Here is a 12,027-nt window from a genome sequence, read left to right as displayed (position 1 = left end):
CCGGACAGCCTCCCCTCTTCCGTGCTTCGAGCGAGGAACCATGAACCGTCTGCAGGGCAAGGTCGCCCTCGTCACCGGCGCCGGCCGCGGCATCGGCCGCACCATCGCCGACACCTTCGCCCGCGAAGGCGCCACCGTGATCGCCACCGGTCGCTCCGAGGCGAACGGGTTCGCCGACGGCGTCGAGTACCACCGCCTCGACGTCGCCAGCGACACCGACTGGGCCCGCGTCGTCGGCGACGTCGCTGACCGCCACGGCCGCGTCGACGTGCTGGCCAACAACGCCGGGGTGATCGCGTACGAGTCTCTGCACGAGCTCTCGCTCGAGAAGTGGCAGCAGGTGGTGGCGATCAACCAGACCGGCGTGTGGCTCGGCATGCGCGAGGTCGTCCCGCTGATGCAGCGCAACGGCGGCGGCTCGATCATCAACGTCTCGTCGATCTGGGGCTCCGTCGCCGTCGCGGGCGCCCACGCCTACCACGCGACCAAGGGCGCGGTGCGGAACATGTCGAAGAGCGCGGCGATCACCTACGCGCGCGAGAACATCCGTGTGAACTCCCTGCACCCCGGCTTCATCCGCACGCCGCTCACCGAGGCGCAGGACCCGGAGATCAACGAGTTCGTGATCGGCCAGACCCCGATGGGCCGCGCCGGAGACCCCCAGGAGGTCGCCAACGGCGCGTTGTTCCTGGCCAGCGACGAGTCGAGCTTCGTGACCGGTTCCGAGCTGGTCGTGGACGGGGGTTATCTGGCTCAGTGAGGCGGCGGCGCGGCCTGCAGGCTCCCCGCCGGCAGCCGGTCGGCGCCCCAGCTGCGCTCGAGGTACCCGACGATCCGCTCGACGTCCTCGGCTGGCACCTTCTCCGGCTCGCCGTGTTCGAGCGGGTCCACGTGGAAGAGGTAGAGCCGCGAGGCGAACTGGTCGAACGCCAGTGAGGCCTCGCCGAAGCGTTCGCCGTTGCCGGCGGTGGAGACGACCACGCCGTCGCCCCAGTCCTGTCCGCTGTCGTTGTTGGGGTTGAAGAAGTACACGCGCATCACGTCGTGCGGGTCGGGCGCGACGCGCAGGATCGTGATCGCGTGCCAGCCGACGTAGCGGGCCGCGCTGTCGGTGACGGCGACGCCGGCCGGCTGCGGGTGGATCAGCGGCTGGTCGCCGTTGTAGGCCGGGTGGTAGCTGGCGTGGAAGGCGCGCAGGAACTCGTCGAGGTCGATGAGGTTCCCGGTGGCGACGTCGACGTTGATGCGGAAGCCGCGGAACGCCCACCAGCCGTGGAACTCGGGGTTGACCCAGCGGTGCGGGTCGCCGGGCCGGTCGACGCAGCGCCGGCCCATCTCGGCGTAGATGCGGTCGAGGTGGGGCACCACGAGCAACGACACCGGGTCGAGGTCCACGGGCAGCTTGCGCGCGATGCCGCCCTCGCTTTCGCGTGAGGAGATCGGCTGGCCCTCGAAGTGCATGGTGATCTCGTCGTCACGGGCCGCCCACACGACCATCTGCAGCAGGTAGTCCGGGTCGTTGCCCGCCCACATCGACAGCGCGCGGGCCGACTGGCAGGTCGGGTTGTCGCCCTGGCCGACGCCGAGCGGCAGGCCGAGCATCGACAGCACGCCGGCGGTCAGGCGCGCCTTCGCGTCGGGCGCGGGGCCGAACACGGCCGTGAGCCGTTCACGCGCGGCCGGTCCGAGGGTGAGGGCCAGCTGGCGCCACAACGCGGGAACCACCGGGGGCTCGTGCAGGATGCCGCGGTCGAGCAGCAGCGCGAGGCCGTAGACGCACTGCGCGGTCTCCGGGTGCACGGCCTCCTCGATGAGCTGGTGCACGAGATCGCGGTAGCGCAGCAGGCAGTTGCGGCCGGTGTCGGACAGCCCGAGCGCCTCCGCGACGAGGTAGTCGCCCTCGTGGCGCACGAACCGCAGCAGCTCGGCGTGGTACGGCGAAACCAGCCCGGTGTCGTGCATCGCGCGGGCGAAGCCGGACGCCTCGTACTGCAGGCCACCGGCGTCCATCGCCTCGAGCCGCGAGCGGAAGACTTCGAAGCCCGGGTCCTCCCGGCAGGCCTCGGTGGTGCCGAACAGGCTCGTGATGAGCCGGTCGAGCCCCTGCCCGGAGTTCGGGCCGAGGTCGACCTCGGGGTCGCCGCGGTAGACGGAGATCCGCGTGATCAGCGACTGCACCTGCTCGACCTGGATCGGGCGCTGGCGCAGGATCCGCCAGATCTCCTCGACCAGCTTGTCGAGCACGCTGGCGTAGCCGATCCCGTCGGCCACGTGGCGGAACAGCGCGCGGATGAGCTGCGCGGTGCGGCCCTCGTGCGCCCGCTCGGCCTCGGTGGGCGGGGTGAACAGCAGCTCCAGGTTCATCGCCAGGACCTGGGACAGGAACCCTCGGGCATCCTCGGCGGACAGCGTCGGGTGGGTGTACTCCCCCAGCGCCACGGCGAGCATGCGCAGCTCGCTCGCCGCCTCGATCACGACGGTGTCCGCTTCCCCGCTGTGCAGCCCGGGGCCGACCAGCGCCGGCAGGAGGATCTCCGGCGAGGCCCAGTCGGTGCCCTGGTAGAGACCGGCTTCGTCCAGCGCCTGCGCGCGGGCCTGCACGGCGGCGGCCCCGCCGGGCTGCAGCAGCACGCGCCGCAGGGCCTCCAGCACGCGCCGCAGCTTCGTGTGCTTGCCGAAGTCGCGCGTCTCGGCCATGGCCTGGACGGCGTCGTCGAGCGAAGCCACCCGTTTGGCGAGGGTGGTGCCCTTCGTGGCGTCGGCGTTCGGATTCACTGGTGTTACCCCGGTCGGCTCTCCCGTCTGGTGCTCAGACGTAGAAGTCGAGCTCTTCCTGCTTCTTCAGCGTTTCGCGCATCCGGTAGGCGTCGTCACCGAAGAAGTACAGCAGTCCCCAGTGGGTACCGAACGCGGTCCGCTTGGTCACCGTCTCCTCCGGCGGCGCCGACAGGTCGTGGGACTCGTAGTAGTCGTCGTCTTCGGTTTCTTCCGGGATCCTCAGCTCGCTGACGACCCGCCGCCGAGGGTAGACCCCGAAGCAGCCGGCGACACCTGCCGCGTCGACGACCTCGCGCGGGAAGAACGCGTCGATCTCCTCCTCGGTCGTCTTCGGGTCGAACGCGAGCGCCAACGCCTGGTAGGCGTTGAAGCCGTAGGCGCGTTCGAGCAGCTCGAAAACCTTGAAGCCCGGCGGGCGGTAGGCCACCTCGCCGAAGTACATCTCGCCGTCGCTGGTCACGAAGTACTCGGGGTGCACGAACCCGAACTCGATGTCGAAGGTCTTCACGAGCTTCTCGATCTGTGCGGTGATCTGCGGCCGGTAGCGCTCCAGCTCCGGCGTCGCGGGCACGAACACCGAGTACCCGAGCGTGACGTACTCGGAGATGTTGAGGAACTTGATCTTCCCGTCGTGGATCCACGCTTCGACGGCGAACTCCCAGCCGTCGAGGTGGGATTCCATGAGGACGGGGAACTCCTCCTCCGGGATCATGTCGATCTCGTCGGGCGTGCGGATCACGCGGTGGCCCAGGCAGCCGGCCTTGTCGAACGCCTTGAGGTGGATCGGGTCGTTGGGGTCGCCGTCGAGCTTGAGCAGCGTCTGGTTGACGCGCTTGAGGAACCGCACCACGTCGTCACGCGCGTGGGCCTCCTCGAAGATGCCGACGCGGATGCCGCCCAGCTGCGCGCGGCGCTTCATCAAAGCCTTGTCCCGCAACAACATTGCCTGCCCGAACAGGCGCGGGTTGTCCATCAGCACGGAGTTGATCGCGCCGGCCCACTCCACCGTCTCCTCGAACAGCGGGATGGCGACGTCGACCCCTTCCTGCTTCAGGGTCTCGGCGATCTCCATCGACCGGTCGTTGAGTCTCTCGAAGTTCCACGGCAGGTAAGGGATGTCGTGTTCCGCGCAGTATTGCTCCGCCCAGTCGGGCGCGACCACGATGTAGCGGCGGTCGAATCGGTCGAGTGCCTCGATCGCGTTGAGACTCCAGCCGAGCACGGCCAGATATCCTTTGTCGGGATTCTTCGTGACCGGTACGGGCTGGGTCATGGACCGCTCCTCTGTTCGGCGCGTGCGGGGGGTCGGACGGGGTCTATACCTCCACGGTCCCAGATGTCCGCACCCGCCGCCGATCGAGCGGGCCGCGTGTCCACTGTGGATACTCTCGATCCGGCCACCAGCGAGCCTCCGGGTGAGATCCAGGTCACGTCCGGTCCACTCGCCGCGCCACCCGTTCGGGTGCCTGCCATCCTGTGCGCTCAAGAACGCGCGGTTCGCGCCGGAGTTCGACGCCGCACCGCGGCCGGGAGGACAGTCATGGGAATCATCAGCTGGATCGTGCTGGGCTTGATCGCGGGGCTGATCGCGAAGGCGCTCATGCCGGGCAAGGACCCCGGCGGCTGCATCATCACGATCCTGCTCGGCATCGGCGGCGCGTTCGTGGGCGGCTGGGTCGGCAAGACGCTGTTCCACGTGCAGCTGGGCACGTTCTTCGACCTGCGCACGTGGGGCCTGGCCATCCTCGGCGCGCTGATCATCCTCGTCGGCTACCGGATGATCTTCCACCGCAGTCGGGACTGACCAGCGGGCGGGGCAGCTCTTCGCGAGCCGCCCCGCCCCTGGCTCACTTCACGCGCTCCAGCAGCGCGAACAGGTTCTCCCAGTGCCGCTTCTCGCCGGCCTCGTCGTAGGCCGCCGTGTCGGTCATGGTGTACCCGTGGGTCGCGCCCTCGTAGACCTCCGAGCGGTACGTGACCCCGGCCTCGTCGAGCGCGGCCTCCAGCGTCTTGATCTGCTCGGCCGACATCGAGTGGTCCCGGTCGGCGTGCCCGAAGTACACCTCGCCGGTGATCGAGCCGACGCCCAGGTGCGCGCTGTCGGGCCCGTCCGTGACCACCCCGCCCGCGTGGAACGCCGCGATCGCCTTGACGCGCTCGGGGAACGCCTCGATCACGCGCAGGGCGTTGGTGCCGCCCATGCAGTAGCCCGTGATCACGACCGGTCCCTCCGCGACACCTTCCTGCGCCGCGAAGAAGTCGAGGTACATCTGGGCGTCACGCTGGATCGCGTTTTCCGTGCCCAGGGCCTGGATCAGCGGCATGATCTTGCCGAAGATCTCGCCCCGCTTGTCCGGATCGCCCAGCTCCGAAACGTCGATCTGCGGCGCCGGGCCGCCGCGGTAGAGCAGGTTCGGGGCGAGCACGGCGTAGCCGGCCTCCGCGATTCGCTCCGCCATCTCCTCGATCCGCGGCCGCAGCCCGAACGCGTCGATGAACAGCAGCACCCCGGGGTGCGGCCCGCCGTCGGGAACGACCAGGTACGAGTCGGCGACCCCGTCGGCGGCCGGGACGTCCACCTTCTCCTTGCGCATGTCACTCCTGTCGATCAGCTTGCTGGCTCTCGATCGTCAACCTAGTACCCCGTGCAGAGCCGCCGTGACGACGGCGTCCGCGTAGGCGTGGTCGAGCGGGCGGCGGCCGGTGAGCAAGCGGTAGTGCAGGGGTGCGAAGACCAAGTCCAGCAGCAGGTCCACGTCGGCGTCGGGACCGACGATCTCGCGTACCGCGGCGCGGACGGGGGCGCGGCGGGGCTCGAACCAGTGCTCGTCGAGGCGGGCGGCGAGGTCGGGGTCCTGCTGAGCGGCGCCGAGCAGGCCGGTGAAGACGCGGCCCAGCACCGTGTCCACGTAGAGGTCGGCGAAGTGGCGGGCGTGGGCGCGCAGCAGGCCTTCGGCGGTGGTGGCGCGCGTGGTGACCGGGTTGGCGCGGGCGTGGTCGAGGAAGGCTTCGAGCACCACGGCGGCTTTGCCGGTCCACCAGCGGTACACGGTGCGCTTGCCGACGCCGGCACGCGCGGCGATGGCGTCGACGCTCACCGCGGCCCAGCCGCCGGCGACGGTGAGGTCCCAGGCGGCGTCGAGGATCGCGCGGTGGGTCTGGGGGTTGCGGCGGGTGGCGTCAGGCACCGCGCACCGCCCAACCGGCGGCCACGCGCCGGTTGACCTCGGTGATCGGGCCGACGAGGTCGGCGTAGGGCTCGTCCCACGGATCCTTCAGGCCCCAGCCACGCTGCGGGTTTTCGACGTAGGCGCACCAGTGCCAGCCCAGGCACCAGTCCAGCGCGGCGAACGCCTCGGCGGTGCGGACGTACCCGGCGGCGCGGTCGGCCTGGTCGCGCATGCTGCCGGTGCGGTGCGGGCTCAGCCGCGTGGGGCACCAGTTGCCGGTGTCGGCGACGAGCACCGGCAGGCCGGTCTTGGAGTGCCAGCGTTCGAGCGTCTCCAGCGCCGTGTCGAGCGCGCCCGGGCCCGGGAACGTCTGCACCGACAGGACGTCGACGTGCTTCGCGGCGGCATCGAGGACTTCGTCCGGTGCGCCCGCTTTCGTCCCGAAGCGGTCGCCGAGGATCAGGTGGTTCGGGTCGTGGCGGCGGATCGCCGCAGTGGCAGTGGCGTAGTACGCCTCGGCCGTCTCGGCGAGCGGGCCGGGCCAGCCGGCGCCCGTCGGGTGGCGCGCCCAGGCCGGCCCGTCGACGAGGAAGTACCCGAGCAGCAACGGATCCTCCGGGCGGCACAGCGTGCGGGCCAGGTGCTCGCAGTACTCGGCGAACGCGGGCGAACGCGGATCGCGGTAGGCCGGGTGCCCGTTCCACGACTCGATCTCCGCGATCCGCAACGCCTGCACGTACGGCAACCCGGCCTCGGCGACGTCCGCGCCCGGCAGGTCCTCCGCGTGCCCCAGGTCCACCACGGTGCCCGTGACGCCGAGCCCGGTGCCGCCGATGTACTCCGCGGTCGAGCCGACCGTGGTGAACCCCCAGGCGCGCAGGTCCGCGCCTGGGCCGTCGCGAAGCCACTTCTCGCGCGAGCCGCCGTAGCGCGTGCGCCAGATGTCCTGATTGTGCGGGTATCGGAGGTTCGTGTCGTGCGCGTGAGCGACCCCGATCGACGGGAATGGCTCGCCGTCCGGCCCGGAGAACGTCCACCGCCCGTGGCGGGCCACCGTGAAGAACGCCATGGGTTGAGGATACGAACCGGTTCGTCTCCCCTGCTGTCCGGGGTCACCCGCCTGCGTGAGCGGAGGAGCGCGCCGGGACCGCCGGTGTCACCATCACCGCCATGAGATGGAAAGGCGTGGCCTGGGCCGCAGGCGTACTGGTGGGCATCGGGCTCTCGGCGGGGGCCGGGGTGTGGGTGCACTCCGCCGAGCGCACGGCCGGGGACACGTGGCACTCCATCGGCACGGAGGAGCCCGACCGGATCGACGTGAACGCCACGGTGCAGAAGGTCGACGCCGTCGCGCGGGAGGTGACGTTGCGGGTGCTCGTGGTGCCGCGCGGGCGGCTCGGCGAGGACGACGGGGTCGCGCCGGCGAGCGACCTCACGTTGCTGAACTCCTCGAGCCTGCGCGGTGACCAGACGTTCCCCGCCCACGAGCGGATCGCGAGCGCCGACCTGCCGATCGCGCTGACGGGCGGCGCGATCACCGACTACCCGTTCGACGGCTACGAGAGCCACATCCAGTTCGCCGCCGTGCAGGACGGCAAGCCGGTGCCGGTGCTGCTCACGCTGGTCAAGGTCGACAGTCTGTTCGGCCTCACGGTGACCGGCTCCGACAGCTCCGGCGGCCTCGACATCCGCCTCACCCGCGCGACGAGCGTGCTCGTGTTCGCGCTGTTCATGATGTTCGCGATGTGGGCGATCGCCGTCGCGGTGGCGCTCGGCGCGCGCCACCTCGTCGCGCGCCGCCGCGGGCTGGTGTGGCCGGCGTTCGGGTTCATGGCCGCGTCGCTGTTCGCGCTGGCCTCCTTCCGCAACGCCGCTCCGGGCTCGCCGCCGATCGGCACGCTGCTCGACTACACGGCGTTCCTCTGGGCCGAGCTGATCGTGGCGCTGAGCGTGTTCGCGTCGGTGGTCGCCGGCGCCGCCGTTGAACGGGCGAATCGCACGAGTTAGCCGTGCGGTGTCGGTTTCGGGCCTTCCGGTTTGTCGTCCCCACGACAGCCCGACGACAAGGGAGCGCACCGTGATCACCCCGAACCTGGCCTGGCAGCTCGAACATCAGACGCCCCGCGACCACCGCGACTCCGGCGAACGCCTCGGCCGCCTGGCGGCATTTCTCACTCGGCGGCACCGGCGGACGAGTGTCCGTGCGACGATCCGGGGCGAGCACCGACCCCAGGGAGCGCGCACATGGCCCGGCACCACCTCGACCCGACCCGGGAAACCACGATCGACGTCTTCAACCGGGACACCGAGCCCGTCCTGACCGTCGACCCCGGGGACACGGTCGTGGTCGGATCGCTGGACTGCCACGGGTTCCTGGAACGCCAGCGCACACCCGGCGAACAGCGGCCGCGGATGATCGACCCGAGCCGCGGCCACTGCCTCACCGGCCCGATCGCCGTGCGCGGCGCGGAGCCGGGCACGGTGCTCGCCGTGCACCTGGACGACCTGCGGCCCGGCGACTGGGGCTGGACCGTGTCGGCGTCGAAGGACAACTGGCTCACGCAGAAGCTCGGCGTCGCCGGCGGCCCGCCCGGACGGCTGCTGTGGGAGCTCGACGCCGGCGAGCGCACCGGCACCAACGACCGCGGCCAGACCGTGGCGCTCGCGCCCTTCCTCGGCGTGATCGGCCTGCCGCCGGCCGAGCCGGGCGACCACTCCACCGTGCCGCCGCGCCCGGAAGGCGGCGGCAACATCGACTGCCGCGAGCTCGTGGCGGGCTCGACGCTGTACCTGCCCGTCACGGTGCCCGGCGCGCGGCTGCTCGCCGGCGACGGGCACGCGGCCCAGGGCGACGGCGAGGTCGGCGGCACCGCGATCGAATGCCCGATGACCACCGAGCTCACCCTGGACCTCACCACCGACCGGCCCGTGCCCGGCATCCACGCCGAGACGCCCGCCGGGCGCATCACGTTCGGCTTCCACACCGACCTCAACGAGGCCACCGCCGAGGCGCTCGGCGCGATGCTCACGTGGCTGGAGAAGCTCTACGACCTCGACCGCCCCACCGCGCTGGCGCTCGCGAGCCCGGTGGTCGACCTGCGCGTCACTCAGATCGCCAACCAGACCTGGGGCGTGCACGCGGTACTCCCCACCGACGCGATCCGCTGACGGTCCCGCGAAGTCTGCCTTCGCGGCCACCCGAATCTGCCCGGGACGCGCACTGGTCTGGTCCATCCGTGACCCAGGTGCGATCACACCTTAATTCGAGTCGAGAAATAACGGACTTCCGTAGGGTCCGGACCTCTTGACGCCATCCTCTTTGTCCGGTCAGGATCGCCAAGGCCCGCTTTGGGCCCGTCCCCGCCGCCCTCTGCAGAACGGACTGTCGATGGCCAGAAGATCCCCCGGGTGGTCCCGGGCCCGAAGGACCACGTTCGCCGCGCTCGCGAGCCTCACCCTGCTGGGCGGTGTGGCGAACGCGGCGCCCGCCCCCGCCACGCCGGCCGCACCGGCCGCCGCGCAGCCCGAGATCGGGCAACCCGCGCTCGACAAGAACGGCTGCGCGCGCATCGAGAACACCCTGCCGACGCTTTCGGACTGGCCGAAGGTCGACAGCAAAATGCAGAAGAACCCGCAAGACGAGGCGCGCATCGCGAAGATCCTCTCCGGCATGACGCTGGAGGAGAAGGTCGGGCAGATGACACAGCCCGAGATCAACGCGATCACCCCCGACGAGGTCAAGCAGTACGCCATCGGCTCGGTGCTCAACGGCGGCGGCTCGTGGCCCGGCGGCAACAAGCACGCCACGCAGCAGGACTGGCTCAACCTCGCCGACGCGTACTGGAGCGCGTCGAAGACCAGCCGCACGAAGATCCCCGTGATCTGGGGCATCGACGCCGTGCACGGCAACAACAACGTCTACGGCGCCACCGTCTTCCCGCAGAACATCGCGCTCGGCGCCGCCCACGACTCGTGCCTGGTCCGAGACGTCGAGAACGCCACCGCGCGCCAGATCCGCGCCACCGGCCAGGACTGGGCCTTCGCCCCCACGCTCGCCGTGGTGCAGGACGACCGCTGGGGCCGCACGTACGAGGGCTTCTCCGAGGACCCGCGCATCACCCGCGCCTACGGCTACGAGGCCATCAACGGCCTGCAGGACGGCGCCACCAAGCGCATCACCTACAACGGCGTGATCGCCACCGCCAAGCACTACATCGGCGACGGCGGCACGATCAAGGGCCAGGACCAGGGCGTGAACTCCTCGTCCGAGGCCGACATGATCAACATCCACGGCCAGGGCTACTACGGCGCACTCGCCGCCGGCACCCAGACCGTGATGGTGTCGTTCAACAGCTGGACCAACGCCGAGGACGGCATCAACGAGGGCAAGCTCACCGGCAGCGACAAAGCACTGAACCAGATCCTCAAGGGCAAGATGGGCTTCGACGGCCTCGTCGTGTCGGACTGGAACGGCATCGGCCAGGTTCCCGGCTGCACCAACGCGAGCTGCCCGCAGGCGATCAACGCCGGCGTCGACCTCGTGATGGTGCCCGCCGACTGGAAGGCGTTCATCGCCAACACCGTCGCGCAGGTCAACGACGGCCAGATCCCGATGGCCCGCATCGACGACGCCGTGACCCGCATCCTGCGCGTGAAGCTGCGCGCCGGGATCCTCGACGAGCAGAAGCCGTCGGACCGCTCCTACGCCAACTCCGACGAGGCGCTCACGGACAAGTGGCTCGCCCGCGACGCCGTGCGCGAGTCGCAGACGCTGCTGAAGAACAACGGCAACGTGCTGCCGCTCAAGCCGAAGTCGAAGGTGCTGGTGGTCGGCAAGAGCGCCGACAGCATCCAGAACCAGACCGGCGGCTGGACGCTGTCGTGGCAGGGCACGGGCAACACCAACGCCGACTTCCCCAACGCCACCTCGATCCTGGGCGGGCTCAAGGAAGACCTCGGCGACGCCAACGTCACCTTCAGCGAGAAGGGCGACGTCGACCCGACCGGCTACGACGCGGTGATCGCCGTGATCGGCGAGACGCCGTATGCCGAGGGCGTGGGCGACCTGCAGCGCAAGTCGCTGGAGGCCGCGAAGCTCTACCCCGAGGACCTCGCCGTGCTGGACAAGGTGAGCGGCAAGGGTGTCCCGGTCGTCACCGCCTACGTCGGCGGCCGTCCGCTGTACCTGAACAAGGAGATCAACCGCTCCGACGCGTTCGTGGCGGCCTGGCTGCCCGGCACCGAGGGCGGCGGCGTGGCGGACATGATGGTCAAGGGCAAGGACGGCACGGGGTACCAGGGCAAGCTGTCCTACTCGTGGCCGAAGAGCGCGTGCCAGACGCCGCTCAACCCGTGGAGCCCGGACTACGACCCGCTGTTCGCGCTCGGCTACGGCCTCAAGACCGGTCAGCGCGCCACCGTGGCGAAGCTCGACGAGACCGAGGGCCCGACGACCTGCGGGTCGACCGGCGGCGGGGGCACCGCGACCGAGGACCTGTCGATCTTCGACCGCACGGACATCGCGCCGTACAAGAGCTACATCGGCTCGGCCTCGAACTGGGGCGGCACCGAGATCGGCCCCGACGGCACCGCGGAGCACCCGGAGATCACCGTCACTCCCGCCGACGTCAACGTGCAGGCCGACGGCCTCAAGACGACGTGGACCGGCTCCGGCGCGGCACAGCTGTACCTGCAGAGCCCCGCGACCAGCGACCTGCGCGGGTACCCCAACGCGGACGGGGCGCTCGAGTTCGACGTGATCGTGAACTCGCCACCGGTGAACCGCACCGTGGTGAGCATGCACTGCGTCTACCCGTGCTTCTCGGAGGTCAACGCCACCAAGCTGTTCACGGACCTGCCGGCGGGCCAGAAGTCGACGGTGAAGATCCCGCTGTCGTGCTTCGCGAACGGGCTCGACTTCGAGAACGTCAACACGCCGTTCCTGGTCTACACCGACGGCGCGTTCTCGGCGTCGTTCGCGAACGTGAGGTGGTCGCCAGGCGGAGCGAAAGATCCGGACGCTGTGAAGTGTTCGGATCTGACGTGAGGTGAGCGCCGGGGCGCTCGCGGGATTTCTCCC

10 protein-coding genes are annotated in these 12,027 nt (G+C 70.3%); 5 read left to right on the top strand and 5 right to left on the bottom strand.

Annotation, left to right across the window (positions count from 1 at the left end):
* Window positions 1-40: 40 nt before the first annotated feature.
* Window positions 41-760 carry a glucose 1-dehydrogenase gene (locus ABZU76_RS41165; protein ID WP_354880564.1) on the top strand — a complete coding sequence of 240 codons (720 nt, stop codon included), beginning with the start codon at window positions 41-43 and terminating at the stop codon, window positions 758-760.
* Here the strand turns inward: ABZU76_RS41165 and ABZU76_RS41160 are convergent.
* Complete coding sequence (locus ABZU76_RS41160; protein ID WP_354880561.1) at window positions 754-2,775, bottom strand: hypothetical protein; 2,022 nt, start codon at window positions 2,773-2,775, stop codon at window positions 754-756. The two genes, ABZU76_RS41165 and ABZU76_RS41160, sit on opposite strands and share 7 nt — an antisense overlap.
* A gap of 34 nt (window positions 2,776-2,809) precedes the next feature.
* Window positions 2,810-4,051: a carboxylate--amine ligase gene (locus ABZU76_RS41155; protein WP_354880558.1), complete on the bottom strand. Its 1,242-nt coding sequence runs from the start codon at window positions 4,049-4,051 to the stop codon at window positions 2,810-2,812.
* A 267-nt stretch (window positions 4,052-4,318) separates the two neighbouring features.
* Between ABZU76_RS41155 and ABZU76_RS41150 the strand changes: the two genes are divergently transcribed.
* On the top strand, window positions 4,319-4,582 hold the full coding sequence (locus ABZU76_RS41150; RefSeq protein ID WP_220241131.1) for a GlsB/YeaQ/YmgE family stress response membrane protein: 264 nt from the start codon (window positions 4,319-4,321) through the stop codon (window positions 4,580-4,582).
* 43 nt (window positions 4,583-4,625) lie between these two features.
* Here the strand turns inward: ABZU76_RS41150 and ABZU76_RS41145 are convergent, their stop codons facing one another.
* The 3 genes from ABZU76_RS41145 to ABZU76_RS41135 are packed head-to-tail and all read right to left on the bottom strand — an operon-like array spanning window position 4,626 to window position 7,017.
* Entirely contained in the window at window positions 4,626-5,372 is a 747-nt protein-coding gene (locus ABZU76_RS41145) for a dienelactone hydrolase family protein (protein WP_354880555.1), read from the bottom strand.
* A gap of 36 nt (window positions 5,373-5,408) precedes the next feature.
* Window positions 5,409-5,966 (bottom strand): TetR/AcrR family transcriptional regulator, encoded by a 558-nt coding sequence (locus ABZU76_RS41140; RefSeq protein WP_354880552.1) that lies wholly within the window; start codon window positions 5,964-5,966, stop codon window positions 5,409-5,411.
* Window positions 5,959-7,017, bottom strand: coding sequence for an agarase (locus tag ABZU76_RS41135; RefSeq protein WP_354880549.1), 1,059 nt, complete (start codon window positions 7,015-7,017; stop codon window positions 5,959-5,961). The genes ABZU76_RS41140 and ABZU76_RS41135 overlap by 8 nt, the downstream gene beginning before the upstream one ends.
* 101 nt (window positions 7,018-7,118) lie before the next feature.
* Between ABZU76_RS41135 and ABZU76_RS41130 the strand changes: the two genes are divergently transcribed.
* From ABZU76_RS41130 to ABZU76_RS41120, 3 genes are all read left to right on the top strand, one after another.
* A complete protein-coding gene (locus ABZU76_RS41130) occupies window positions 7,119-7,955 on the top strand; it encodes a DUF4436 family protein (RefSeq protein WP_354880546.1) in 837 nt (278 codons plus the stop codon).
* A gap of 237 nt (window positions 7,956-8,192) precedes the next feature.
* Window positions 8,193-9,116, top strand: coding sequence for an acetamidase/formamidase family protein (locus ABZU76_RS41125; protein WP_354880543.1), 924 nt, complete (start codon window positions 8,193-8,195; stop codon window positions 9,114-9,116).
* A gap of 220 nt (window positions 9,117-9,336) precedes the next feature.
* The gene (locus ABZU76_RS41120; RefSeq protein WP_354880540.1) at window positions 9,337-11,994 is read left to right on the top strand and encodes an exo 1,3/1,4-beta-D-glucan glucohydrolase; all 2,658 of its coding nucleotides are present in this window, start codon (window positions 9,337-9,339) and stop codon (window positions 11,992-11,994) included.
* Window positions 11,995-12,027: the final 33 nt, after the last annotated feature.

This window comes from Amycolatopsis sp. NPDC005232 (genome assembly GCF_040607795.1).
GTDB lineage: Bacteria > Actinomycetota > Actinomycetes > Mycobacteriales > Pseudonocardiaceae > Amycolatopsis.
This window is presented reverse-complemented; position numbering and strand designations above follow the sequence as displayed.